The following is a 25,147-nucleotide window of genomic DNA, read 5'->3' as shown; positions in this document are numbered from 1 at the left end:
ATTAGCCCTGTTTGCCGTCCGAGACGCCTTGCAGGCAGACTTCCCACGACAGCGGCTCTACTTCCCGTGGATTCAGTACCAGGATTCCCTACGGACCTGGCAGACGTACCTCGCCAAGTTCCCGAACGCGGTGCTCGATGTGCTCCCCGAGGTGAAGGAAGCCGTGGAGGCGCTCGTCGGAGAGCGGCCCCCTACGGTTCTCACTCGGAGCGGCGTTGAGGAGGCCGAACGTCAGGTCGCCGCTGCCGCCGGCCGCCCACGGACGCCTCGCAAGGGCCAAGGCTTCGCCACCGACCAGCGGGCGAAGGTAGCGGTCGAGACGCACGCCATGAACGAGGCTCTCCTCCACTACAGCAAGCTGGGCAAGGTTACGGACACCTCTCGTACCGAGAGCTTCGACTATGTGGTCGAGATCGACGGCGTCTCTTGGCATGTCGAGGTGAAGGGGACGACAGGCGATCCGCAGGAGATCCTCCTTACGCCGAACGAAGTCCGGCACGCCAAGGAGTACCCGCACGTGGCCCTGTTCGTGCTGAGCAACATCACCGTGAACCGCGACGACCAGGGTGAAGTCTCTACGAGCAGGGGCAAAGCCTCGATATTTCACCCCTGGTCGCTAGATCAAGCTCGGCTGTCACCCATCGGCTACAAGTACCAGCTGTCAGAGGATGGCCAGGAATCCAAGCCCTGATGGGCGACTCATGGCGTGCGCCGCAGCCAGGTTTTAGGCGAGGTGGCCGGCTACCGGTGGCATCCAGACTGCCGGGAGGAGTTCCGTTGCCCTTCGGTACGCGAGCTTAAGGGTGTCATGCCGTTCGGCCGTGGTGGCGCCGGTCTGGGCCATGAGTACTTCGCGCAGCGGGTGACGTGATTCGATGAGGTCGTTGTTGCGCTGTTCCAGCCACGGCATCCACGTCTCGTGCGGAGCTCGATCCCGCTTGGCGTTGTTGCAGGACCAGCAGGCTAGGACGAGGTTCCAGATGGCATCGACGTCGGGGCCACTCCACAGGCGGGTGAGCAGCTTCCAGGGCAGGACGTGCTCGACGATGGGTCCACCGCCTACGGACTGAGTCATGAGCTCGTTGCAGTAGGCGCAGCGGCCATCCTGGTATCCGTTGAGGGCGTCGACCACCCCGGTCACGCTTCGTCGACGCTGCCTGGACTGGAGCACCAGGGCTTGCTGATCACGGTCGTAAACAAGCGACGAGTCCAGGACCCCGTCGGATATGCCTGTGGCCCATGCGGTCTCCACCAGCCGCCAGCGAGCAGCGGTTTCCGCATCGAGGTCCCGGGCGTGCACCGATCCGGCGAGTTCAAGCAATTCGTCCCGCAGCACAAGACCGGGAGCGGTGGGGTTCTTGCGCTGGTCCTCGTAATAGCTCAGTGGTGCCTGGTCACCGCCCAGCTTGGGGAATGCGTCGACGACGTTGCTGAAGCCAAGCTGAACCGTTCGCCGGTGCAATGTGTCGCGGTCGAGCTCGCCAGCGTTGAAGGCGCGGCAGGCGTCCAGGAATCTACTGCGGGCCGAGGTTCCCTGCCGCGGCTGACGCTGAAGGGCTTCACACAGGAGTTCCGCGTACCGCGGTGCCAGTTCTTCGAGCGTGACATGGTTGCGGCCGGTGGCAGCCACCTCCAGCAGGGTCGCGCCGAAGGCGAACTTGTAGGTGGCCGAGTTCGCGCCGTACAACACGATGGCACGCCATACGCTTTCACGGGTGACCACACCTCGGCGGTAGTCCATGTGAGCAGTATCGACCAATGGGGCGACAGTTTTGGACGAGGAACAGACGATCGTCTACGGCAAGCTGGTCCGCGATCAGATTCCACGCATCATCGAGGCCGGTGGCAGGACGGCCGCAGTGCGTGTGCTGAGCGAGTCCGAGCTGGTCCCCGCCTTGACGGCCAAGCTCGTCGAGGAGGCTGAGGAGCTGCACCGCGCCGAACCGGATGATCGCTTGGAGGAGCTCGCCGATATCTACGAGGTTCTGGCGGCCCTGACTGAAACGCTTGGATACTCCGACGAGGAGGTCGAGGAGGCCGCACGTCACAAGCGAGCCAAGCGAGGCGGCTTCAGGCGTCGGCTTTGGCTGGACGAGGTGAGGCCAACCCGAGACCCTGAGGCAGCCTATGGAGCCCCCGAGCGCCTCTACGAGTAGCGCGCACGCAGGCACTTCAACCAAGACGCGTGCAACCTGATCAGACCCCATGACGAACGCGAGTAGCCGATCTAATCTGATCTAGGCGTCACAGTGGACCGCGAGCCGACCACGATGCGTTGGCCCGTGTCCGGCTGTCCCGGTGCGGAGCGGAGGGCTGATCAAGGTGGCGGGTGGTCGTAGCGAGTGGGAACGGCGTCAGGCAGCTCTTCGCCGCGAGGCCGAACGACAAGCTCGGGAATCTGCGAAGGTTGCCAAAGAGCAAGAACGCGAACGCCAGCGTCAACGTCTCGAGCGCCAGCAATCCACGGCAGAGCGGAAGACGGCCGAGGTCGCTCACCGCATAGAGGAACTGGATCAGGTCTTGCTCGCGGCGCTTGGAGTGCGTCCCCTCTCCTTCGACCAGATGCAGGTGTCCAGTTCCGTACGGCCATTCGTGCCAGAGCCCCCGCCTGACCGTCTCCGAGCCGGCCCCAGACTGGGCCGCGTACCAGCCTGCCCCTCCATCCGGACTGGGCAAGATCTTCGGGGGTAAAGACCGCTACGAACGGGCTCTCGCCGAAGCTCGGGCACGTTACAACAACGCGACCGATAGCTATCAGCAACGTGTGCAGCAGCGGATGGGCGAGCTGAATGCTGCTCGCAGCGCCTACGACCGTCAGGTGGCCGAGGAAAAGAAGAAGATCGCAGAAGCCAACGCCCGGCTCAATCAGATACGCACGGACTTCGATGCCGGCCGGCCCGAAGCGCTGGAATGGTTCGCATCGAAGGTGTTGGAACGATCGATATTTCCGACGGGCTTCCCCAAGCTCTTCCAAGTGGCGTATCGCCCCGAGAACCGTGACCTGGTCGTCGAGGTCGAGCTACCGCCGCAAGGCGTCGTGCCTGAGGTGCGCGCGTACAAGTACGTCAAGAGCCGCGATGCCATCGACCCGGTTCCTCGGCCGCAGACGGAAGTGAAGCTGCAGTACACCCGACTCCTGGCCTGCGTCGCGCTCCGTACGCTGCACGAGATCTTCACCTCTACGCCCCGCGAACTCGTCGAAGCGATCGTGTTCAATGGCCGTCTCAACACCATCGATCAAGCGACAGGTAAGAAGGTTCGTCCCCACTTGCTCAGCGTGGAGGCCGAGCGCACCGAGTTCGAAGATCTCGTCCTGGCCGACGTCAATCCTGCGGCATGCCTGAAGCGTCTCAACGCCCTCGTGTCACCGAACCCGTACGACCTTGAGGCCATCGAGCCGTTCATCACCTTCGACCTCAAGCGGTTCCGTTTCTCCGAGGACATGGAGGTTGTCTCGGGGCTCGACTCACGTCGTAACTTGCTCAAGCTCTCGCCTACTGAGTTCGAGCACCTCGTGAGGGAGCTGTTTGTGGCGATGGGGGCCGAGGCGTGGACGACCATCCCGTCGAAAGACGGCGGAGTCGACGCCGTGGCGACGAGCGACAACCTCTTCTTCGGGGGCGTCTGCCTCATCCAGGCGAAGCGGTGGTCAGGGCTGGTCGGCCTCGACGCCGTTCACGCGCTCACCGGCGTGATGGCCGATCACAATGCCACCACGGGTGTCCTGGTCACCACTTCGTGGTTCGGCCGGGCCAGTGAGCAGTTCGCCCAGCGCAACAGGGTCACGCTCATCAACGGCGCCGAGCTCAAGCACCTCATCAAGAAGCACCTGAACATCGATGTCATTCCAGGCACCACACCGCCGCGACAGGCAAAAGCTTCCGATAATAGGCAATCGGGGCGACCTGGCCCTGCTATCTAACCCGCCGCTCTAGGGAACGCGCGCAGCGGTAAATCATCCCCCTCATCGCAACTCGCTATGGTTGGGGCAAACCGGATGTACGAGCAGAGGCTGCTCGGATAAGGTCCGATCGTGCGCCTTGGTGCGTCTTCGAGGATAGTTGCCGCGGCACTTATCTGTTTCGCGGTCATGACGGGTTGTTCTGGTGAGCCGGAACCACCGCCATTGGCGGAGGCTACCAAGCAGCTCGTGAGTGATGGAGATGCGGTCGCGACCTGGATCGAGGCGCGCGTGACAGGGCTGACGAAGGAACGGGCGGACGGTCCGGACCGGAACTCGTCCTGCGGGCCCAACCTGCAGCGACGTTTCTACATCGCTAAGGGCAGCTTCGCGGATCCCTCCAAGGAGAATCCGCTCAGCCTGGTAGGGATACTCACGGGCGAACTCCTCGGCAGGGGCTACCACGACGAGGTGGTCGACAATCTAGATCTCTGGGAAGATCACACGAGCGTTGCCGTGCTGGTCAACCCGGAGGCCCGGTTGACCTTCATACTCTTCGCCCGTGCGGATTCCACGCCCAACGTAGTGATCATCGGCAAGACCGAATGCTACCCACGCGCCGGCTGAACCAGTTCACGCCGGACCGGGCATCTGCGCAGCCTCCTTGCGGAGTTGCTCGGCTCGGCGGCGAAGAGCCGCGGCAGTTGCCTGGCATGAGCCTTCGAGATCACCCATCTCACGCTTGAGACGGATGGCATCCGCAAGGTAACGATCCGCGGACGCCCCTTTCCAGAAGGGGTCGCTCTGGTCAGGCCGCGATGGCACGCCGTCGAAAGTATCGGCGACTCTTTTGGCATAGCCGTCGAAGGTGGAGGCGAGTGACTCCTTTTCTGCTGCCTCGCGAAGCAGTTGTTCCTTGGCAGCCAAGATCAACCCCCTCTCACCCTCAGAGCGTTGACCAGGGCACCATGCATCCGGCCCATCACGGCATCAGTCAACGTGTTGTGCTGATCTGACGTCGGCGCGCCGTGCCCGTTCGCCTTCATTGACTCGATCATCGCGTCTACTTGCAGGTTAACGAGCTTGGTGGCAACCGCGTCCGCGCTGTCCGGTGTCTTTCCGTCCAGGTAATCTGTGATGAGCTTTTCCAATCTGCCCTTGATGCCGTCGAGCATTAGGGCCTTGCCGGTACCAGGAATCTTGCCGTTGACAGGAACGAATTGATCGAGGTAATCGATCGGGATCAAAAGGTTTCCGGCGAGCACCTCCGCATACTGGTCGTCGCTCCACTCCGCGTGCGTTGATCCAGACAGCAGCAGGCTCGACAGCGCTCCCGCCCGCGCGGCGTAGTTGTAGAACGCCGCCGCGCTGTAGTTGTCCGGGCCGAAGGGATTGAAGCGACCCATGTCCATGTCCTCGACATACTTTTGCCCTAGCTTCATCAAGGTGTCGGCCGCGGCGGGGTCCTGCATCAGCGCGCCGAAGAACCGAGCGCTCACTTCGGGGTCGAGCGTGTTCCACGGAGCCCGAGGCGCCAAGTGGGGTGGTGGCAGGGGCGGGTTCTTCACTCCGTCGGCCAGCGCCTGCTTGTACGCCTCCTGGGCTCTCTTGTCGGCCTGGCCTCGCGCGAGCTTGTCGAGGATGGGTCCTATGTGCTTGGCCAGGACTCGGCTGATGGGCGAGTTGGGGAAGGTGCCGATCGCACCGCCGACCCAGAGGGAATTCTCGGCGCCCAGGCTGTTGATGACAGTGATCCAGGCGCGCTCCCGGACCTCATCCTGCCCCGATCCTGGCCGCAACGCCCCGTCCAACGCCTGCGCCAGCGCTCCTTGATAAGCAGGGACACCGCTCGACTTGATGGTGTTGGCGTCCAGCAGGACCCCGGCCTCGTTCGGGTGTTCGGCAAGGAATCGCCGGAATACTTCGGGATTCGCCGCGAAGGCTTTAGCCAAGTTGTACAGGTTCCAGTTGGGGTCCGTGGGGAATGTGTCGGAGTTTGGCGAGCGGTTCAGAAGGTTGGTCGCCACCCGGGTGAGGAACGCACCTGACTGCGGAGCCACCGTGACGAGAGTCGTCAGGATGTCCGAAGGGGCAGTCTCGATCATCTTCTGCCATTCCGGCCCGAGCCGCCCAGAGCCCTCTGCGCTGGCGAAGGCCCTGCCCAGCAAGCCAGGCGGGCCGTCGGCGGCCCGCTTGCTCGCCTCCGGAGTCAGCCCTCTGCGATCACCGACGGCTTGCGTGTTCATCCAGTCGCGGAACAGCTTCTGGAAGGTCTTGGGGCCGAGGGCGGCCAGCAGAGCCGCAGCGTAGGCAGGGTCATCGACGCGACCCTTCAGCGCCGCCATGGCCTTTTCCACCTCGGCCCAACTCTCCCGGGAGAGGTACTCATCGTGGTGCTTGAGCGCCTCGGTGATCGCTGCCGCGTCCTTCTTAGCCGCCTGCGCTGCCTCCGTCTGATTGCTGAAGGGCAGAGTGGCGGTCAGCATGCCCTTCTGCTGGGTGGGGACCATCCGTTTGAGGGTGTCCACGCGCCACTTGAGGTCCTGCTGCGACTCATGGAAGAACGCCCAGGTCCGGTGCATCGCCGTGACGCCCATGCGACCGGCCCAGTCCGGGCCAGCTTCGGCAATCGCCGCTTCGAGTCCCGGCCGTGTTCTGCCGAGGACGTCCTTCCCCGTCTCCATCTGGCGGATCAGCTTGTCTGCGCCGAGGGGATCGATCCCAACGAACTCCCCCATGGACCCTCCCAGAGGGTGTTGCTTACAAGGCGGAAGTCAAGCATGTCCAGACACGTGGGTAAACGCGCTATACATTCTCATTAGCTATTTGAACCGCCGCTATATCGTCCGGCCCGAATTTCGACCCGGTGACCGACTCGTTCATTCGCGGCGATCGCCCAACCTCGTGGCGAGGTTCATGTATGCCGAGAGCAACTCATACCGACGCGAGTATCCACCGCTGCTGAGCTTCCTCCGCCGACAAGGTAGAGGGATACGCCGCCTCGGTGTAGAACCGAGTACGGCGGCCGAGCCAAGGCCGTTCCGGAGCGTTGGGCGTAGGCCACGTCAAGCAATCCCGATCTCGATTCTCGTCTTCGTTGGAGAACCACATGCGATTCGCACCCGCCCAGAGCTGACTGTGCCGATCTTCGAGGAAGGCCCAGCCAGGTCTGTAGTGGCTCTTGACCGCTCGCTCGATCTATTCGCGAATCGCTTCGAGCTGACCCGGCATGTCGTCTCGCTGATCAACGAGGACCCACCGGCAGAAAGAATCCTCTACCTTCACGGCCTGGGCGGCAATGGCAAGTCGTTGCTGTTGCGGCACCTGGAGCAGCGGTGTTGCCTACGCACAGACCAGTGGACGACCGTTCGCGACGCCTCCGACGCCGAGCTGGTGGAGCGACTGGCCGAGCATGGCGGACAGGTGCCGGTGGCCAGGATCGACTTCGGTGCGCGGCCGGCGGGTGAGAATCGCCCGCAAGAGGCGTTCTCCGGGTTGTTCATGCTCAAACGGCAACTCGCCCGGTACGGCATCGCGACCCCCCGCTTCGACTTCGCCGCAATCACCTACCTCCACAAGCTTGGCTTCGACATTGCCCACCGGGTGCCCGAACTGTTCCCCCGAACGGAGGCCGGCATCGCGCTGGACATCGCCGACGCCATCATGACTTTGCCGGTCCTGCGTGTGGGGCAACAGCTGTTCCAGATGGTCAACGTTCGGATGGACAAGGTCTTCACCCGAAGGCGGGTACAGCGCCAAGTCCCCCAGGAGGACGCCGAACAGATTCTCACTCTCGTCCCCGAACCGGATCTCCTGCACGAACTCCCCCGCTTGTTCGCCAAGGACCTGAACGACGCCGTCTGCGACCATCCGCGCATCGTGCTGCTCTTCGACACCCACGAGGCGTTTTTCGGCGAGGCGATCGGCGACCCGGACAGTTTGATCCACGCCGACAAACTGATGCGCGATGAGTGGCTGCGCTGCCTCCTGGGTCATCTCGACCTGAGCGCCGGGATCGTCGCCATCCTGGCGGGCCGTACCCGCCCGCCGTGGCCAGCAGCCCCCGTCTTCCCCATCCCCGACCGGTATCTGGATCTCCGCTTGGTCGGCCACCTGACGAGCATCGACGCCCATCAGTACCTGAGCATGGCCGGCATCACCGACCCGCCCATGCAAACGGCGCTGGTCGGGTACGCCTCCACCGCCCCGGACGAAGTGCATCCGTACTTCCTGGGTTTGTGCGCGGACGTCGCTATCGCTGCTGGATCTCGCCTCAGCCCTGCCGACTTCAGCGGTCTGGTGGACAAGGAACGCGACCTGGCCCACCGGTTGCTGCAATGGACGCCCGCCGAAGCCGAATACGGGATCCTCGCGGTCAGCGCGTGCCGGGCCTTCACCGCCGAGACCTTCCGCCATCTGGGCCAGGAGCTGGACTTTCCCTGCGACCGCAGCGCGTTCAGTAAACTGACGGCCTTCTCCTTCATCGCCCCGTTGCGTGGCGGCACGGCCAGTGGATCCGATGCCTTCACCATGCACAACATCCTGCGCCGATCGCTTCAGAACGTCCGCCCTGCTGAGCTACGCCACGCGCATGAAGTCCTGGCCCGGCACTACGGCCAGGGCGAGGAGTTCACCGCCGAGATGGAGACGGCCTATCACTTGAGCCATCTCGATCCGGCGCAGGGCGTGTCGGCGTGGGTGGCGCTCATGGATCGCAGCCTCGCCACCGGCCGCTTCGACCAGTGCCGCGCTCTCGCGGGTCTGCTCGACGAACTGCGCATCGACCGTGACGAGGACCGGGGCCGTTGCCTTTACCGAGTGGCCCGCGCATACCTCGGGCTGGGGCACTGGAATCGAGCCGAAGCCCTCCTGAACGACCTACCTCAACGGTCGGCCCATGCCGAGCTCGTACGCGCCGAAGTGGCGTTCTGCAGGGGCGACTTCGAACGCGCCGAACACCTCGCCCAGGCAGCCTTGACCCTCGCGGAGGGAGACGCACGGCAAGGGTTCCTGCTCCGATTGGCCGAGATCGAGCTCTACCAGGGGCGTTTCACAGACGGACGCTGGCACGCCACTGAAGGCATGAACAGCACGGCCGACCAGGCTCCGTGGCTCAAGCTCCTCGGCGAGATCGAGTACTTCTCCGGCAACGTCGACCGTGCGGACACGCTCATCAACCAGGCGCTACAGGAAGTCATCGCCCGTCCTGCCCATCTCAGGGATCAAGCGCTTCACGCTGGCCTGTTGCAGGACGCCGCCCTGGTCGCCGAAGCCACCGGTGCTTGGCGCATCGCATTGGACAGTCAGAACAAGGCGCTCGCCATCCGCAAAGCCTCGGAGGACGCCCGCGGAATCGCCCAGTCCATGCATGGACTTGGAAAGGCCCAGTGCGGCCTCGGGCTGCTGAAAGAAGCCACTCACAGCCTGGCAGAAGCAGGCCGTATGGCCCGGGATCTGGGAGACGGCCTGCTGACGGCGAAGATCACACACAGCAAAGCCGACGTCCATCAGGCCAACGGCGACCACTCAGGCGCACGACGGCTGACTGAGCAGGCATTGATCGAGTTCAAGCACCACGGCACCCCGTACGACATAGCGTCCGGCCGCCTGTCGCTCGCGCGCCTCATGCAGGGCCGCGAGCGCGTCCACCACGCCGACATCGGACGGCGCCTCGCTGTTCAAGGAGGGTTCGACGCATTGGACCAGTTGTTTCCTGACCAGGCGATCCCCTCCGCAGAGCGGATCCTCAACGGACTCGTTGGGTTCTGCTGTGGTGACGCTCTCGGCGTGCCGTGGGAGGGGAAGCCTCCCCATGACATCGCCCTCACAGACGTCCTGACCGCTCGCGGAGAATGGCCGCCCGGCAGCACCTCGGACGACACCGAACAACTCGTCCTGCTCGCCGAGAACCTGATCAGCACCGACGGCTCAGAACGTGCTTTCCTGACCGCTCTCGCCGCGGCACTGCCCACCATGCACGGTGCCGGCCCGACCACGCGGCGAGCGGTCGCACGGTTCGAAGCGACTGGATCCCTCACGGCAGACGGCGGAGGAACCAATGGCGCGATGATGCGTGTCCTGCCCATCGGTTGGGCCGTACCCGCCACCGAGGCCCAGGACCGCCGTGAGCTGGTCGAGCGCATGACGAAGACCACCCACGCCGACCCGAGAGCCATCGCCACCGCGAGCGCTGTCGCCGCCATGGGATCGTGGGCCCTCGAAGGCTGTACCGCTCAGGAGCTGATCGCAGTCGCGGCAGAAGAACTTGATCACTTCGGCGTCTCTGGCGTCGAAGGGTGGGAGCTGCGCCCGGACGGGGTGTCTCTGGACGTCATGGATACGTTGGGAGCGGTCCTGCATGTACTCGGCCTCCACGAGGAACCGGTTAACGCCATGCGGTACGCGGTCAGCCTCGGCGGGGACACTGACACCGTGGCTGCAATCGTCGGAGGCATCCTGAGCTGCCGCCAAGATGCGGTGGACATCCCATGGGCGCCGCAAGTCGCGTTCCCCGCGTCGTTGGAAACGCTCGCCCAGGGTCTGCGGGCGAAGCGACGGGCTATGTATGCCTGACTTCTGGATCATCGGACCGATCGCCTGGGACCTCGCCCTGTACGTCGATCGTCTCCCTCACAGCGGCCACTTCGTCCAAGCCGTCGAGAGCGCCGAGCGTCCCGGAGGTACCGGCGCGAATGTCGCCACTGCGCTGAGCCAGGTCGGCGCGCGAGTGCACATGGTGGGCTACGTGGGGGCGGATGCCGCCGGCCAGAGGATGACAACGGCGCTGACTGCGGCCGGGGTAGATGTCAATCACGTGCAGGTCCTGGACGGACACACCTCCTCCGTCGTCCTGCTCATCGAGCCAAACGGCGAGCGAACCATCATGGGCATCCACCCTGATCTACTGCACGACGTCACCATTCCCGCCGCAGCGGTGGCGCCACGGGACATCGTCTATTTCGCCGCCTGGCGCGACGTCTTCATCCCCGCAGCCCAGGCCATGGCCGCCGCTGGAGCGGTGGTCACGAGCGTCCCGCCGGGCACAGTCCCAGCCATGCGGTACCTGATCGGGTCTCGCAACGAATTCACCGTCATTCCCAAGGACACCACCGCGATTGTCACCGATGGCGCCAGCGGCGTCACTGTGCATTCAGCAGACGGCACCGATCATTTCCCAGCGGCGCCCGCGGATGTCGTGGACGCAACCGGTGCCGGAGATGCCTTCGCCGCCGGCCTGCTCTGGGCGATCGGCAGAGAGAGATCGCTCGTCGAAGGGGTGCAGCTTGGACTTTCCTGGGCTGCCGCCACCGTACGAGTGAAGTCATCCGTACCCACCGCGACGCCCCAGGCGTGCCCCCCTTCGCTCTAACGCAAGATCAGCTGAGCAAGCGATGGCACGCCCAATTGCGGATGCGGAACTTGGAGACGGTTGGCGGGAAAAGCTTGTCACATCTCGCGGCGATCAAGGACTGTGTCCGCTCCCCAGCGTCGCGCTCTGGGGTGGCCCGTCTGACTTTCGGCGTTCGGCGTGGAACCGGTCGCGGCTCTACGTCTCGGCGGGCAGGCCGAGACGATCCGGAACGGGTAGCTGGTCGTTCCCGTCTTCTGGGCGATGATGCCGTCTTGGCCTTCGACTGCTTGGGAGCCGGGCTGGATCTCACAGGAGAACGCACGCTGAACGTCGGCGAAGGCCTCGGCGTCGTAGCGGTCGGCGGCGATTGAGGCATTACGGGTGGCGGCGTGGCCATCGGGGCAGGGTCAACGCCGGATGAGCTGAGCGCACTGCCGATGATTGACCAGGCGGCGAAGGCTGCGCAGGTCGAGGAGCCGATCCAGAGCAGCACTTTGGCGGCGCGATTCAAACGCCAAGAAGATGATCTCTGTGGTGCAGCCGGAGGCGAGTACTTACGCCAAGCGAGGGAGGTCGGCGTATCGCGTCGGATTCGAGGGCGGATCAACATACCGTACGGTGGTCGCCTCAGCGGTCTGGTTGCATCGTGGTCCTTGTTCATTAGCCTCCTCTCGCTGCCTGTTCATGCCAGAGTGACGCAGCGCGCCGTTTCTGAAACGGAGCGACGCGGCATGTCGAGCAGCACGACGTGAAATGGCCCCGGAAGACCGGGGCCGAAGGTGAATAACCTGGACTTACTCATCAAGAGCGTCGTTGATCTTGTTATTGATCTGCTCTTGCTGGCCGTCCATGCACTTGGCGTAGACCCGTAGCAGGACATCCACGCTGTGTCCGGCACGCTTGGCAACTTCGACGGCCGGGACACCGGCGTTCAGCCAGAGGGAGACCGCCGCGTGGCGGAGATCGTACGGTCGGGCGGCGAGCGACGAGGCGATCTGTGCGGGTGTGAGAGCGAGTTTGCGGGTTTCCTGCCAGACGTAGGAGTGCGCCGAACTGGAGTAGGTGCCGCCCGTCCTCGTGGCGAAGATCCTGCCGTCGTCAGCGGTGCCGTACGCGGCGATGTGCTCGCGGAGCATGGCGACCAGAACGGGCGGGATGGGGATCTCGCGCGTCTCCTTGTCCGCGCGGTGCTTCAGGCTGCGCGACTCGTGAGTTTCGCCAGAGTTGGTCCAGCGCTTCGTTCCTTGGGGGCGCGCTTTCTCCAGGACGATCAAGCCCCAGCCTGATTCCGGGAGAGTGCAGTTCCTCTGTCGGAGGTCGGCAGCCTCTTCGGGTCGAAGTGCGGCGTAGTAGATGCAGGCGAACAGCGCCTTGAGCCGAGGGCCGCGCTTGCGGCCAACCTTGGGAATGGCGTCGAGGAGTTGCTTGGCCTGCGCGGAATTGACCACGGTGCGCGGGTCGACCGCTGTCACGGCCTTCGGCACTGTCCACTTGATCTCGTCCAGCGGGTTTTTGCTGAATGCCTTCTGCTCTACTGCGTGCTCCAGCAGGTGATGCAGTACGGCGCGCTTACGCCGCACGGTGTTGGCCCCGGCGGGCGCGCCGGCGAAGGTGACGGAGATGGCGGCGAGAGCCGTACGAAGGACGTGTGCCTCTCCCAGGGCTGACAGCGGGAGAGATGCCCTTTCCAGCCAACTCAGGGTGGCTGTTTGTGTCGCGGTCAGGTCAGTCCGCCGCTTCTCCGGCAGCAGTGCGTGAATACGTAGCACCTCGCGCAGCGCTTCTGGCGAGGGACGGCGCGAAGCGTCGGCGACCAAGGCAGGGATCAGGGACAGGAGCGCGTACGCGTCGGTCTCCCGAGTCCGTGCCGCGGACAGATCCCAGCGACGGAGGACGTACGCCTGCGCGAACTCCAGGAAGGACGGTCCGGTCGCCTCGGACTCCAGCATCGACACCGGCAGCCCGGTGGCGATGTCGAACTCCTCCCCCGTTTTGGCCGCCTGCCGGAGATCGGACATGAAGGCGTTGGCCAGGCCCTTGGTCCGGAAGCTCTTGGACTTCTCCTTGCCCGCGACCCTCCAGCGGGCGACGTACACCGCCATTCCACGGTTCGAGCGCTGCTGGACCTGACTGAACTTCACGTCGTAGGTGGTGTTCACGCGGCCTCCCGTCGAGAGTCGAGCCAAGCGATGAGGTCGCTCCGCCAGACGCGGAGTTCGAGGTTGGGCAGTTGAAGGCAGACCGGCGCGCGGCCAAGCTCACGCCAGCGGTAGAAGGTGCGGCGGGAGACTCCGCCCAGTTCGGCGAGGACCTGAGGAACGGTCAGCAACTCGTCGCTTCTGCTCATTGAGGATCACCTCCGATCTGGGGCAGGCGAACGCCGGTGATGGCTGCGGCGAGGAGCTGTTCACTCAAGGAGAGGCCCTGTCCGGCGTACTCCCAGTGGGCGATGACCAGGACGGTGTCCTCTTCGAACAGAGGAAACCGGCCGGTGGTGATCTCTTCGGTGCGCATGTGTTCTTCGCGAGCGGCGCGGAGTGCGCCGAGGGTGGTGGAGTAGCGGCGGCTCTTGGTGGAGAAGTGGCCGCGGAAGCCGAGCATGTGGGCCCAGTGGATGAGCCGGAGTTCGGCCAGGTCGGGTTGGCTACCGAGGCGCATGCAGGCGGCGATCAGCCGGCGGGCGTGCTCGCGTACCGGGAGGGCGTTCAAGTCGTCGAGGGGTTGGATGCGCCGGTCCAGGGTGCCGACGCACTCTGCCGCCTTCGTGGCGTACTTGGCGATGTAGGCGGCTACAGCCTGGTCGGTGAGGTCCCCGTCCATGGTGATCTGGCGGCTGTCGAGCTGGGTGCCCCAGCGGAAGGTGCGGCACAGTGGCTTGACCTCTGTCGTCACGGCGGCAGCTGCGTGTTGGACGGCTTGGGCGAGCGCGTCGGCCGTGGCCCAAGCCGGTGGTAGCGTGTTCGGACCGTCCGGGCCGTCGAGGCGGATGACGGCGTGGAAGTGGACGACGCCGCGGCGCTGGTATTCGGCGACCTTGGCGAAGGCGATACTGACGTGCTCGCGCAGGGCCTTGACGGTCAGGCCGTTGAGCCGGGCGAATCGGCGGCGCAAAGCGAGCGTGAAGCGGCGCCACAGCTCCGGGCTGATGGCGTTGAACAGGACCGACCCGTCGTAGTCGTAGCAGTCGGGACACAGCGGTTCGCCGAGACGCGGATCGTCGGCGCTGTGCCGGTCGGTGCAGGACAGCACCCTGCCGTGAGGGCAGGGCGAGGCGTCACGGCGGGCGTGGCAGGGCAGGACCTTGCCGTTCTTCTCTCGCCGCGCGTGTACGACTCCGAAGGACGGCGCGGTGAGGGTCACGAACAGGCACGGGTGCGTGTTGACCGTCTCGGGTACGCCCTTGCCGCCGACAAGGCCGGCGCGGACGAGTTGGTAGGTGTCGGCACGGTAGACCTCGGCGCAGGCCGGGCAGCGGGAGGCGCGGCGCGTCTTGCACGACACTCGCAGAACGCCGTTGGGTTCGATGTTGGTGCTGTAGCGGTGCAGGAGATCGCCGGTGAGCTGGTCGTAGTGCTCCACCTTGCCGCGCAAGTGAATGGGCTGTCGGCAGCCGCCCGTGCGCTTGATCTGGCAGGCCCAACGGTTGAAGTCGGGGTCATGAAGTCGGGAGATCATCCCGGCTATGGCGTGTGGGTGGTGCAAGATGGATCCGTCCTGTCCGGATGTGCTCTGGGTGGGATGGCCCCTCACCTGGCGCGGAACTTGGCGGTTGTGTGGCCAGGTGAGGGGATCTCGGCTATGCGCCGTGGTTGTCGATTCCGGTGCCGTGGCAGTCGCGACAGGTTTCGCCGTCTCCGTCGAGGCCCGAGCCGTTGCAGGTGCAGCAGCAGCCGGGCGCGATCAGGGCTTGGCGCTCGTCCGACGTCATGATCAGTGGCTTCCGCGCGGAGAGATCGTGAGATAGATGCGGTAGTGGCGCGGTCGGTTCCTGGCGGGGAAGGCCCGCGACATGGACGTGACCGTGAAGTTCTGGCGCAGGTGGATCATGCCGAGGGTGAGTTCGGCGCGGTTGCCTTCGAGGCGGATGCGCATGGTGCGTACCTCCTAAATGTCGGTCTGGATGCAGTCGCGGTAGCTGTCCACGGCGGCGTGGCGAGCGCGGGCGGTGGCGAGGATGGCGGTGAACTCGTAACTGACCGGTCCGAACGCGATGCCGGTCATGTAGTGACCGTGAGGAAGATGGTCGGGGTCGATCTCCGTACCGAGCAGGGCGGCAACCTTGTCGACCTCGGCGCATATCTCGTTGTCGGGACCGTTGGCAGGGAAGGCCCGGATGATGACGGGCGCTACGGACGTCGGCACCTGGGGGTTGGCCTTGAGGAAGCCGGCCAGGGCGATGAGACCGGCGATGAGGGCGTCTCGATCGTTGTGCATGGTGATCTACCTTTCGGACGAATCGTGGAACGTTCCAATTACGGTGAGTAGATCGGAGGCAAGTTGGTCGGACGCGCCCAAGCGGGCGCGGAGAATGTCGCGAGTGATGGGCTTGCCGTGCCTGGCGTGGTGTTCGTCGGCCACTCGTCGGGCGTAGTCGATCAGCGCCGGAGAAGGCCCAGGTCGGTGGTCTTCGGCTGGTACGAGAGCAGGACGATCATTCGTAGAAGCGACGGGCGGTTCCTCGGGACGAGGGCAGGGCGAGACGTCGATTGAGGATTCTGCGGCCGAGGTAGGACGAGGGCCGGACGTTCGGCGTTCGAGCATGGAGACTGCGACGAGGAAGGCTGCCGCCGGAGTGGCCGCGGTGATCCAGCCCCAGATCGTTGGGTCGGCTTGTTGAAGGTTGGCGGCCAGGGACAGGATGATGCCGCCGGTCAGGACGAGAACGGGCCAGGAGGTGAAGCCGCGCTGTTGGCGGCCGGTCTTCTTGTCGCGCTGCCGCTCGCGAGCGGCCATGACGCAGGTCAGGTCTATGCAGACGGCGATCGCCCAGGCCATCCAGCCGGACTGTCCGTGCTCGCTGGCGGTGTCGCGGATGTGGGTGAAGGACCCAGCTCCGGCGATGAGGGCCAGGACGAGCACGGGGCCGGTGTCGAGAACCCAGTGGGCGAGGCGTCGCATCGGTTCAGGCCTTTCGCGGGTCCGGGATGGAGTCGAGGAACTCGGCGAGGTCGGCGTCGGTCGGTGGCGTGGTGTGGCCGGAGATGACGTTGGCCCAGAGCGGGGTTCGGTCGGCGTAGGCGGTGGCCGCGTGTTCGGCGGCTTGCTCGCTGACGTAGAAGGAGCGGGCGCGGTACCACTGGCCGTCCTGGGAGGCGACGATGGCGACGCCCGGTGTCTCGGCGGGGATGGCGCGTGCCGACGCGAGGGCGGCGGGGTCGAGGTCGCCGAGGGTCATGTTGGCGGTTTCTGGGTCGTTGACGCGGTGGCAGATGCGTCCGGAGCATTGGGCGCGCAGGGCGGTGACGCCGGGGCCGAGGTCGGAGCCGATGCGCTGGCCGCAGCAGAACAGGTAGATGCCGAAGGCGCGTCCGAGCTGGGCGACCCGCAGCAGGGCTGTCGAGGTTTTGGCGATCTCGTCTTTCTCGCTCTTGTCGGCCATCAGGTAGAGCTCGGCCAACTCGTCGACGAGGACGACGATGGGCACGGGACGCTGGCCGTCCGGGAGTTGCCAGATGTTGCGGGCGCCGGCCTCGCGGCACAGGGCCATGCGGTTGGTCATCAGGTTGACGAGGTCATCGAGCAGGGCGGTGCATTCGCCCCGGTTGGTGCCCAGTGCCGAGAGGCGAGGGCTGTACGGGGTGAACTCGACGCCGCCCTTGAGGTCGAACCCGAGCAGGGCGACCGGTTGCGGGGCGAGTCCTTGGATCAGGGCGTTGGCGAGGTTGGACTTACCGGACTGCGTCGCTCCGGCGTTGATGTAGTGCGGGACGGTCTTGAAGTCGATGATCCACGGGCCGCCGGTCTCCAACCGGCCAACGATGACCTTGAGCAGTTCGGGTGAGGTGGGCAGGGTTTCGACCCGGACGAGTGGATCGCGGACGGTGGCGGACAGGACGACCCGTCCGGGGCGAGGAGACGCGACGCGGACCGCGTGCACGCCCCATGAGTGAGCGAGCCGTTCGGCGGCGTCGGAGTAGTCGGCGGGGATCTGGCCTTCCAGGGTGTGCAGGGTGACGCGCCAGCCGTGCCGGGTGGGCTTGGGCAGCCAACGGCTTGGTGTCCACGGCGATGCGCTGGAACTTGCGCTTGACGCGTACGACGCCGGTCGAGGCGATCATGCCGGGGACAGTGGTGAACCAGAAGCGCTGCCGCTTCTTGGTGAGGTTGCAGCCGAGAGCGACCTTGCGCCAGCTTGCACGTACGCTGATCGCGGTCAGCGGGAAGGCCGCCACGAGCCAGAACGACGGGTAGTGCCAGCGGCGCCAGGCCCAGAGCCCGGCCGCGACAGCGGTCAGGACTCCGAGCACGAGGAGCGTGGTGTCAGACACGGAGCGACTCCGTGTCCACCGGTAGGAGCGCGGCGGCGCGGTAGGAGATGCCCCACCGGCCGGCGATCTCCCAGACGTACCCGATCAGGCCGGTCGGGTTGATCTGCTGACCGGCGCTGATGGGGGGCTCCCCCGAGGTGGCGATCTTGACGAGTTCGATCCGGCCGAACTCGTCCTCGACCGAGGTGGTGATCTCGTAGACGGTGTTGCCGTTCTTGTCGGTCTTGATCTCGCCGGTGTCCTTGTTGACCAGGCGAGGCTTGGGCGCCTTGACGCAGGTGATCACGAGCTTGGAGGTGTCGACAGGGATCGGGATGGTACGCACGAGAGCTGGTCTCCTTCGAAGGCAATGTTCTAGATACAAAGATACCTAGGTATCTAGTTCTGTAAACCAAGATAGCTAACTTGGATCGAGATTGCTTACAGGTTGCCCAGAGACCTAGGCACCTAGAACCGCTAAAGTTGGGTCATGGCAACCGACCGGCGCCGGCCGTACCTGAGGATTGCCGAGGACATCCGGCGCGACATCGCATCAGGCCGGTACGCGGTCGGCGAGCGCCTTCCCGTGGCCCGCGAACTGGCGGAACGGTACGGCGTTGCCATGATGACCATCGGCAACGCCTTGGCTGTCATCCGCGACGAGGGACTCATCGAGACCCGCCAGGGAGCCGGCAGCTTCGTCAGCCGGACTCCCGACGACGAGACCGCCGGCCCGACCCCTGGCGAGCACAGCGAAGAGTTCCGCATCATCTCCGAGCAGCTGAGCGAGATCCGTCAGCACATGAACAAGCTGACGGTCAGGCTGGACGAGCTAGACGCTCGGACTCGCCCTGATCAAGCCGAGAAGTGATCCTGACGGTACGCCGTTGGAGTTCGGCCAGGTCGACCGTGATCTCCGCCAGCTCGCGTAGCAAGATCTGTCGTTCTATCTCACTGAGACCCACATACCACCCCATTGTGTAGGCAGGACGCCGAAGCGTCCCCGGGTTACCTGCTGGGTGGGGAGCCATTGCGCGGATAGCCCTCCGTTGCCGTGCTCAGAGCAGCCGCATCACCTTGGCGAGATTGAGGATCTCGCGCTGACGATGCAGCTTGCCGCTGTCCCTCAGGTCGCGCACGATGTTGCGGACCAGCGGACGGTTCCGGACGTGCTGAGGCGCGATCCGGTCGGCACGGAGCAGAGCGTCTGCCGCTTCGTTGTCCTTCCTGTTCATGTGATAGCCCGCCGCGGTGCAGGTCCAGTAGTGGGCCTGGCGCTCGGACGAGGCGATCTGAGCGATCTCGACATGATCGGCGCGGGTGATGACCTCGCGCGGCCGGCCCAGCTCCATGCTGACCTCAACCGCGTGGATCGTCGTGTTCACCTGGTTGAACTGTGTCTGGAAGACGTTGCCGTCCTGCGGCAGTACTTGAGCGATCCGGCGAGCCTCTTCAAGATGGCTCTCGGCCTCTCGTTGATCCCACAGCCGGGAGTACGCCACCGCCGCCCGCAGGTGCAACGCGCCCCACATGGCCTTGATCGTGTCGTCCCCGCTTACGTGCGGTTCGATCTGGTCGAGCGCCGACAGGGCCGCGTCCTTGGCGGGGTCGAGTTGCGCTTCATGCAGCCACACCCCGCACAGATCCCAACTCGCCGCGGCGACCAGGTCGGGGGCGCCGACCCGCTGAGCAGCGACCAGCTCACGCTGTACGGCAGTCCAGCCGAGGTCGTGATGCCCCAGCAGGTTGGACGACACTCGTGCCATGTGACAGGCCCGCAGCATCAACGCTTCGGCCCGATCGCGTTCGCCGGACGTGTCGTTGGTGATGGCGATGAGATCGGTAAGGATGCTAGGCAACACCTCCCCCAGAGCGGTGAACTTGGCGCCCTGGCGGAGTTGTTCGGCAAGGCGGACGTTCGCCTCAAGTTCCTGCAGCGACCGCGGTTCTCTGGGCGCCCGCAGCAAGATCCCGCTGGGCAGCGAAGCCTGCTGAAGCGCGAGCCGTAGCCCGGGAACCGCCGCGTGCCCGGAGTCGAGTTCCGTCGTCTCGTGCCGGTACGGCTGACCCGTGAGCTCGGCAACCTCCGCCCCGAGGACCTCGGCGAGTTGCCCGACCACGCTCATACGGTCCAGCGGCAGCCGCCCGTTCTCCACCTTCGACAACCAGGAGACGGAACGGCCGATCTTCTCGGCAAGGGTGGCTTGATCCCAGCCCTTGCGGTGACGAGCCCGCGCGATCCGCTGGCCTTGCGTCACGTACTCTGTTGCCACGTCCGAGCCCCTCCCTCTCGCCGTCGCTTGATTCGACGATAAGGCGGGCGACCTGCGTCACTGGCAGAAAAACTGCCAGTCGGAGGGCATGCGAAACCGCAGGTCGGCCTTCGACCTGCGGAAACGCACGTCACAGATCAGTTGCTAACTGTGACGCTACGTGTGCGCCAATCGCATGGTTCGGCGCTTCGCTACTTCGCCTCCCCGTTCATGAGCTGTCGCCACAGCGCCATGGCGTCGACGACCCGCAGGCGCGGGCTCTCTGCGATAGCCCAGGGAAAGACGGACCGGTCGTGCCGCCGTATGAATCCCTGCCCGCCAGCAATGCACTGCTCGAAGACCAGGGACAGGCATTCGCAGGTGTAGCCCCGGACCCGCGCCCGATCCGGGCGGCGCTTAACCGGGGACCACCTCACTGGCACCGCATCCGGACGAGGCGAAGCGGGGTGCATGCCGTGAAAGTCGCCGAAATCTGCCACAGGGCTCACCGTCCTTCGTGACGCGCGAACGCCAACGTGGCGTCGGCGATGCCTTCAGAAACCGCGATCGATGAGGCGTTGGTGAGCGAGTGCCATCTCCAGCCGCATGGTGCGCCCTCACGGGGCGGCCAGCCGGAGCGCACCTGCGGAGCCTCACCCGGAGGGGCTCTGGACCTTCGCCCACCAACGCCATACCTTCAAGCTAGCAAGCCTGTAAGTCCCTGTCTACTCCGTGCAGCTCCATGGAGCTTCACGATCCGGAGTGAAGGGCCGTGAAACGCCCTCCTACTCTCATACCGTGGCCAGATATGTCGAGCACACGCGCACCTGGGAGTTCGATGAGGACCGTTCCCGCTGGGAACAGATCCTCGAAGTCCTCATGGCGCGCATCGACTCCGGCGAGTGGGGACCCAAGTTCAAGATCTCCGAGGTCAAGCTCATGGAAGAGTTCGGAGTCGCCCGCCCAACCATACGCAAGGCGATGGAACGCCTCAGAGGCGCCGGCAAGGTCTACACCGTCCCCAACCTGGGCAGCTTCGTTAGGACCGACGGCGAGGCCGAATAGGGCAAGGCTGCCGACCGTCCCAACGACAGCCCCTCGGCGGAGTAGGCTCCCGGGACGTGAGCCAGCGGATCGACTACTACAACGACCCGAGCGCGCCTGCCGCCAACAACCTCGTCCCGTCCGTGAACGTCGTGGTCACCAACGAGGCCGGCGAGCTGCTACTCATCCGCCGCACGGACAACGACAATTGGGCCCTTCCCGGCGGCGCCATCGACCTCGGCGAGTCCATCCCACAGGCCGCGACCCGCGAGGCTCTCGAAGAGACCGGAATCACCTGTGAGATCACAGGACTGGTCGGCACCTACAGCGACCCCCACCACGTCATCCACTACACCAGCAACGACGAAGTTCGGCAGGAGTTCTCTCTCGTCCTCACGGCCCGGGCAGTCAGCGGCCAGCCGACTCCAAGCACGGAATCACGGGAAGTCCGCTGGGTACCTCCGCACGAGCTCGACAGCTACGGCATGCACCCCTCCATGCGACTGAGGATCAACCACTATCTCCGAGGGGACAGCCCGCACGTCGGCTGAACCACCACCCGCCAATGGTGCGAGGCTTTGATCGCGACGACAGCAGCCCTACAGATCAGGACGGCCACTCGCACTTGGCTCCGCGTCGTCGCCAGCAGGGGCAAGGATGTGTTCAGGCAATGAGCCCACCCTTGGTTTCCGCCTACTGCTTCCCTGATGAAATGACCGAAGCGCAAAAACCCCTGTTGGGCCTGCCCCAGCCAACCGACTCTGCGAGCGACAACGCCGCTGCCCAGGTGATCGAACAAACCCTGGCGAAGGTCTCAGGCCACCCGGCCAATGCCAAGCAGAACATCCTCCTCAACCGCGTCGTAGACGCGTGGCGACAACACCACGGCCAGGGCAGCCCCAACCCCATCCTCATACTCGTCGCCGGCTACGCCGGATCGGGCAAGACCGAGTTCTCCCGGTTTCTCTCCGACATCACCGGCTGGGCCTTCATCGATAAGGACTCCCTGACACGCCCCCTGGTCGAGCGCCTGCTCATCGCCCTCGGCGGCGACCCCCACGACCGGCACACCCAGCTCTACCTGAGCGAGGTTCGGCCACTGGAGTACCGCTGTCTGATGGAGGCCGCATTCGACAACCTCAACGCGGGGACCTCAGCCGTCCTGTCGGCTCCGTTCGTTGCTCAACTGACCGACACCAACTGGGTGTCCCACCTGACCACTCGCTGCGCCGCCAGAGGCGTCGACGTCGCGGTGGTGTGGGTCGCTCCGACACCGAATCCATGCGCAAGCACATCGAACTTCGCGGCGACGCCCGCGACGCGTGGAAGCTCCAGAACTGGGATGCGTATGCCAGCACCCTCGACACCGAGACCAGCCCGTCCACAGCACACATAACCGTCGACAATCGGCTCGGGACCGCGATCAGTCTCGCCCACCAGGCCCGCGAGACGTTGACAAGGATCCTCGCCAGGCCGAAATCGCCCTAATCAGACGACCTGCCCGCGGCGAGAGCAATACTCGTCACCGACGTCCTGCGACTGGCGTGTAAACCATCTCCCTGGCCAGGACAGGATGTGACGCCGCTCCAGGCGTTCAGCTCCACCAGCGCCAACCCGGACCTCCCCACATGATCGTCACCGATCACCCAGGAACGCAGGTCAGCCGAAGGGGTGTGAAGCATCAACCGGAACAGGACAACGGATGACGGCGCGATGGATGAGAACTTTCTCCACGGTTTCAAGGCGCGCGCCGCCAGCGACGCGCGCAGGCTGGCCGTTGGCCGCGCTGCGGCTCTTCGGCCGGTCGCGGCCAGCGCCAGCCCGCGCCAAACCAGGGAGACGCCTCCTGATAGCAGAGTCAGGCCGTGACGATCGCCCACTTCGCTGCTCACCTGCCATGCTAGGGCGATCGGCTGCCGCGGCCCTCCTTCGTCGGACCTTGCCACCGAAGGAGCCGCTGCGGCTCTGTCACAGCTTCGGGAATAAGCAAGGCGAATCAGCATCCGCACCTTCGACGAAGTTAAGCGACTACCCATACGCGCGACGTTCCAAGCGCAAACCCGAAGCTAAACACTCAATCAGCCAGCGCTTTCAGCAGGGCGTCCCGGGCGTCTGCATAGAAAAGCACTGTAAGCCTAGTAGCCATATCGTCCGAAAGGTCCATCAATTGACGGCGAGCACTGATGGGAAGTAGTAGCGTTGAAGCGCCCCTCTCGACTGCGTGTTCCGCCATATCCACCGCATTGGGTATCGGATCGATCGTTCCGCCAAGATTGAGACCGCCGGCGATCACTAACCCTCCCCTCAAACTACGACTGAGCAGCGAACTACAGAACGCCAAGAGCGCTGCAACCCCAATGGAGCTACCGCTACGGGCGGCGTCGAATGCCTTTACTTGAACTGTGAGCTCAAATCTGCGCGGATCGTGATCGCCTACAAGTTCCCTTGCCCTAGAAAGTAGATTGGCTTCTGCACAGTGAAGGGACTCTCTCATGGGCGGAGGCGTCGGACGGTTCACGATACTGACACCAGATCCCGGGCCGACATTAACCTCAATACGAAAAAGCCCAGAATGTTCCCCACTTCCACCAGGGCTGATAGCCCAGACCTGACCAGATGGAAGCGGATCAGCCGCAATTGTATCTTCACTCGAGAGTTCGGGAGTAACCACGAATTGCTCAACACCCCCCTCACCGAGCCGATACGAGAAGTGCGTATTCCGAAATTCGGCGGATCCGATCCGCTTCTGCTGCTCTTTCACTCTTCGGCGACATTCTAGGGCAAGTCTCAAAGCCCACTCAATATCTTCCTCTGGAACCTGCATATCAGGATCTGGATACAGGAGTTTAAGGAGACCGTCGAGGGTCTTGTGAACAGCTGTCGTGTCGCGCCCGGACAAGGCCGAGCCCAGCCCAATCCCACTAAGCACAGACGGCAATCTGTTTTCGGAACGCAGTTGAGTCCATGCTTCCGAGAGAAAATCATTCACTAGACCGAAATGGGGAGTGAAGAGGTCAGCGTGAAGCTTGGGTACATCCCAACCGGGTAGGTAGGCGTGGATGCGATCCATGAAGGCCGTGTCATTCCGCATATCAGAAGGCAGCGGCCCAAACAGATGACCAAGGCGCTGCTGCTGCTCAACATCAACATCAAAATTCCCCACGAACACAATCCCACCAGAGGCTCGAATGCTCTCCTTCCCTCGAGAGAACTCTCCCGACTCCATATAGCCTTTCATAATATTGACGCCATCCTTCTGATCGAAGGAGACTCCTGAAACTTCATCGAAACAGATAACATCATACTGAGCCACCAGCCCCCGCCGGCCAGTCGAGTTATTCACAAACATTCGCGCTACGGACGCCTTGCCGCCTGAGATCAAATGAGAATACGGAGAGATCTGCTGGAAGAGATGACTCTTTCCCGTTCCTCGCGGACCTAGCTCTACCGCATTATAATTCCGAACCACAAAGGGCACCATACGGAGAAGCAAAACGTCTTGGGCACGTCCACTAAGTGCAGTGGGCTCAAAACCTATGCTTCGCAAAAGAAAGCGTTTCCATTGATCAGCGGTAAACTGCCTACGGCCGCGAGCCAATTCCCCAAGGACATCGCGCGTAGATAGCTGTATCGGCCGTAGCGAAGCAACCCGGAACGGGCGTCCCTTCGTGGATTGGGCCTCAAGCGCCTCGTACTCAAGCTCGAGTTCGGCATAAAAACCGCCCGTAAGCATGCGTTCGTTCTCAGCAACCAGACTAGCCGAAATTCGGACATCCGTTAGCTGAAGACTCGGGAGAGTAGCCAAATAGGAATCACTTGCTGTATCCAACCGAACCGTGATGATGTCAATCAGCTTGGAAGACCCATCCTCACGTGCCCGTGATTTGAAGAGCTCTTGCTCGCCCGCACGAATTGTTCTCTGGCTCATCAGCCGTTGAACTATGTCAAGACCTTCATCGATCTCGTCTTGGTTTGTGGTTGCACAGTACCGGCCCAAGAGAAATTCTCCGACGTACGTAGGCACGGGATACTGACCCTTAAACCGCAACGCAAGATCTTTGCGCACGATGTAGCCCTCAAACGCCTTCGCCCCAAGGACATCGAGCTCATCAAGCTCCACTGGCCTCACCTC

The 25,147-nt window shown here is 64.1% G+C and carries 24 protein-coding genes; 11 read left to right on the top strand and 13 right to left on the bottom strand.

Features of this window, described 5'->3' with window-relative positions; all coding sequences use genetic code 11:
- Nucleotides 1-691 (top strand): protein NO VEIN domain-containing protein (locus tag V5E28_RS45785; protein ID WP_336216550.1); only part of this gene is annotated, 691 nt, incomplete at its 5' end.
- A gap of 33 nt (nucleotides 692-724) precedes the next feature.
- Here the strand turns inward: V5E28_RS45785 and V5E28_RS45780 are convergent.
- A complete protein-coding gene (locus V5E28_RS45780; protein ID WP_336216549.1) occupies nucleotides 725-1,741 on the bottom strand; it encodes an HNH endonuclease in 1,017 nt (338 codons plus the stop codon).
- Between the two features lie 31 nt (nucleotides 1,742-1,772).
- On the opposite strand from V5E28_RS45780, the gene V5E28_RS45775 reads away from it, so the two are divergent.
- The 3 genes from V5E28_RS45775 to V5E28_RS45765 all read left to right on the top strand — a co-directional run bounded on the left by V5E28_RS45775 (nucleotide 1,773) and on the right by V5E28_RS45765 (nucleotide 4,528).
- The gene (locus V5E28_RS45775) at nucleotides 1,773-2,156 is read left to right on the top strand and encodes a nucleoside triphosphate pyrophosphohydrolase (RefSeq protein WP_336216548.1); all 384 of its coding nucleotides are present in this window, start codon (nucleotides 1,773-1,775) and stop codon (nucleotides 2,154-2,156) included.
- Between the two features lie 608 nt (nucleotides 2,157-2,764).
- Complete coding sequence (locus V5E28_RS45770; protein WP_336216546.1) at nucleotides 2,765-3,922, top strand: restriction endonuclease; 1,158 nt, start codon at nucleotides 2,765-2,767, stop codon at nucleotides 3,920-3,922.
- Nucleotides 3,923-4,150: 228 nt separating this feature from the next.
- On the top strand, nucleotides 4,151-4,528 hold the full coding sequence (locus tag V5E28_RS45765) for a hypothetical protein (protein ID WP_336216545.1): 378 nt from the start codon (nucleotides 4,151-4,153) through the stop codon (nucleotides 4,526-4,528).
- 6 nt (nucleotides 4,529-4,534) lie between these two features.
- On the opposite strand, the gene V5E28_RS45760 is transcribed toward V5E28_RS45765, so the two are convergent.
- Both V5E28_RS45760 and V5E28_RS45755 read right to left on the bottom strand, forming a co-directional pair.
- Nucleotides 4,535-4,828, bottom strand: a complete 294-nt coding sequence (locus tag V5E28_RS45760) for a WXG100 family type VII secretion target (RefSeq protein WP_336216544.1) — start codon at nucleotides 4,826-4,828, stop codon at nucleotides 4,535-4,537.
- Between the two features lie 2 nt (nucleotides 4,829-4,830).
- The gene (locus V5E28_RS45755) at nucleotides 4,831-6,639 is read right to left on the bottom strand and encodes a DUF6571 family protein (RefSeq protein WP_336216543.1); all 1,809 of its coding nucleotides are present in this window, start codon (nucleotides 6,637-6,639) and stop codon (nucleotides 4,831-4,833) included.
- Nucleotides 6,640-7,039: 400 nt separating this feature from the next.
- Here V5E28_RS45755 and V5E28_RS45750 point away from each other — a divergent pair, with 400 nt between their 5' ends.
- The 3 genes from V5E28_RS45750 (at nucleotide 7,040) to V5E28_RS45740 (ending at nucleotide 12,004) form a co-directional block, all read left to right on the top strand.
- Complete coding sequence (locus V5E28_RS45750; protein WP_336216542.1) at nucleotides 7,040-10,474, top strand: ADP-ribosylglycohydrolase family protein; 3,435 nt, start codon at nucleotides 7,040-7,042, stop codon at nucleotides 10,472-10,474.
- Entirely contained in the window at nucleotides 10,467-11,270 is an 804-nt protein-coding gene (locus V5E28_RS45745; protein WP_336216540.1) for a carbohydrate kinase family protein, read from the top strand. Before V5E28_RS45750 ends, V5E28_RS45745 begins: the two co-directional genes overlap by 8 nt.
- A gap of 371 nt (nucleotides 11,271-11,641) precedes the next feature.
- On the top strand, nucleotides 11,642-12,004 hold the full coding sequence (locus V5E28_RS45740) for a hypothetical protein (protein ID WP_336216539.1): 363 nt from the start codon (nucleotides 11,642-11,644) through the stop codon (nucleotides 12,002-12,004).
- A gap of 42 nt (nucleotides 12,005-12,046) precedes the next feature.
- On the opposite strand, the gene V5E28_RS45735 is transcribed toward V5E28_RS45740, so the two are convergent.
- The 8 genes from V5E28_RS45735 to V5E28_RS45700 form a co-directional block, all read right to left on the bottom strand.
- Nucleotides 12,047-13,411: a tyrosine-type recombinase/integrase gene (locus V5E28_RS45735; protein ID WP_336216537.1), complete on the bottom strand. Its 1,365-nt coding sequence runs from the start codon at nucleotides 13,409-13,411 to the stop codon at nucleotides 12,047-12,049.
- The gene (locus V5E28_RS45730) at nucleotides 13,408-13,599 is read right to left on the bottom strand and encodes a helix-turn-helix transcriptional regulator (RefSeq protein ID WP_336216536.1); all 192 of its coding nucleotides are present in this window, start codon (nucleotides 13,597-13,599) and stop codon (nucleotides 13,408-13,410) included. Before V5E28_RS45730 ends, V5E28_RS45735 begins: the two co-directional genes overlap by 4 nt.
- A complete protein-coding gene (locus V5E28_RS45725) occupies nucleotides 13,596-14,927 on the bottom strand; it encodes a replication initiator (protein WP_336216535.1) in 1,332 nt (443 codons plus the stop codon). The genes V5E28_RS45730 and V5E28_RS45725 overlap by 4 nt, the downstream gene beginning before the upstream one ends.
- Nucleotides 14,928-15,182: 255 nt before the next feature.
- On the bottom strand, nucleotides 15,183-15,344 hold the full coding sequence (locus tag V5E28_RS45720) for a hypothetical protein (RefSeq protein ID WP_336216533.1): 162 nt from the start codon (nucleotides 15,342-15,344) through the stop codon (nucleotides 15,183-15,185).
- A gap of 12 nt (nucleotides 15,345-15,356) precedes the next feature.
- Nucleotides 15,357-15,686 carry a hypothetical protein gene (locus tag V5E28_RS45715; protein ID WP_336216532.1) on the bottom strand — a complete coding sequence of 110 codons (330 nt, stop codon included), beginning with the start codon at nucleotides 15,684-15,686 and terminating at the stop codon, nucleotides 15,357-15,359.
- A gap of 6 nt (nucleotides 15,687-15,692) precedes the next feature.
- Nucleotides 15,693-16,370 (bottom strand): DUF2637 domain-containing protein, encoded by a 678-nt coding sequence (locus V5E28_RS45710; RefSeq protein WP_336216530.1) that lies wholly within the window; start codon nucleotides 16,368-16,370, stop codon nucleotides 15,693-15,695.
- 4 nt (nucleotides 16,371-16,374) lie between these two features.
- The gene (locus V5E28_RS45705) at nucleotides 16,375-17,349 is read right to left on the bottom strand and encodes an FtsK/SpoIIIE domain-containing protein (protein ID WP_336216529.1); all 975 of its coding nucleotides are present in this window, start codon (nucleotides 17,347-17,349) and stop codon (nucleotides 16,375-16,377) included.
- Between the two features lie 383 nt (nucleotides 17,350-17,732).
- Nucleotides 17,733-18,065 carry an SCO3933 family regulatory protein gene (locus V5E28_RS45700; RefSeq protein WP_336216527.1) on the bottom strand — a complete coding sequence of 111 codons (333 nt, stop codon included), beginning with the start codon at nucleotides 18,063-18,065 and terminating at the stop codon, nucleotides 17,733-17,735.
- A gap of 144 nt (nucleotides 18,066-18,209) precedes the next feature.
- Between V5E28_RS45700 and V5E28_RS45695 the strand changes: the two genes are divergently transcribed.
- The gene (locus V5E28_RS45695) at nucleotides 18,210-18,590 is read left to right on the top strand and encodes a GntR family transcriptional regulator (protein ID WP_336216525.1); all 381 of its coding nucleotides are present in this window, start codon (nucleotides 18,210-18,212) and stop codon (nucleotides 18,588-18,590) included.
- Between the two features lie 187 nt (nucleotides 18,591-18,777).
- On the opposite strand, the gene V5E28_RS45690 is transcribed toward V5E28_RS45695, so the two are convergent.
- Nucleotides 18,778-19,992, bottom strand: a complete 1,215-nt coding sequence (locus V5E28_RS45690) for a helix-turn-helix domain-containing protein (protein WP_336216523.1) — start codon at nucleotides 19,990-19,992, stop codon at nucleotides 18,778-18,780.
- Between the two features lie 777 nt (nucleotides 19,993-20,769).
- Between V5E28_RS45690 and V5E28_RS45685 the strand changes: the two genes are divergently transcribed.
- The 3 genes from V5E28_RS45685 (at nucleotide 20,770) to V5E28_RS45675 (ending at nucleotide 22,411) form a co-directional block, all read left to right on the top strand.
- Entirely contained in the window at nucleotides 20,770-21,036 is a 267-nt protein-coding gene (locus tag V5E28_RS45685; RefSeq protein WP_336216522.1) for a winged helix-turn-helix domain-containing protein, read from the top strand.
- Between the two features lie 56 nt (nucleotides 21,037-21,092).
- Nucleotides 21,093-21,566: an NUDIX hydrolase gene (locus V5E28_RS45680; protein WP_336216521.1), complete on the top strand. Its 474-nt coding sequence runs from the start codon at nucleotides 21,093-21,095 to the stop codon at nucleotides 21,564-21,566.
- Nucleotides 21,567-21,697: 131 nt separating this feature from the next.
- Nucleotides 21,698-22,411, top strand: coding sequence for an AAA family ATPase (locus tag V5E28_RS45675; protein ID WP_336216519.1), 714 nt, complete (start codon nucleotides 21,698-21,700; stop codon nucleotides 22,409-22,411).
- A gap of 678 nt (nucleotides 22,412-23,089) precedes the next feature.
- Here V5E28_RS45675 and brxL read toward each other — a convergent pair.
- The gene (gene brxL / locus V5E28_RS45670; protein WP_336216518.1) at nucleotides 23,090-25,135 is read right to left on the bottom strand and encodes a BREX system Lon protease-like protein BrxL; all 2,046 of its coding nucleotides are present in this window, start codon (nucleotides 25,133-25,135) and stop codon (nucleotides 23,090-23,092) included.
- Between the last annotated feature and the right edge of the window lie 12 nt (nucleotides 25,136-25,147).

It is taken from the genome of Nonomuraea sp. LPB2021202275-12-8, assembly GCF_037044575.1.
In the GTDB taxonomy this organism is placed as follows: Bacteria; Actinomycetota; Actinomycetes; order Streptosporangiales; family Streptosporangiaceae; genus Nonomuraea.
Note: the sequence above shows the minus strand (reverse complement) of the source record. Positions and strands in the feature narration are given on the sequence as shown.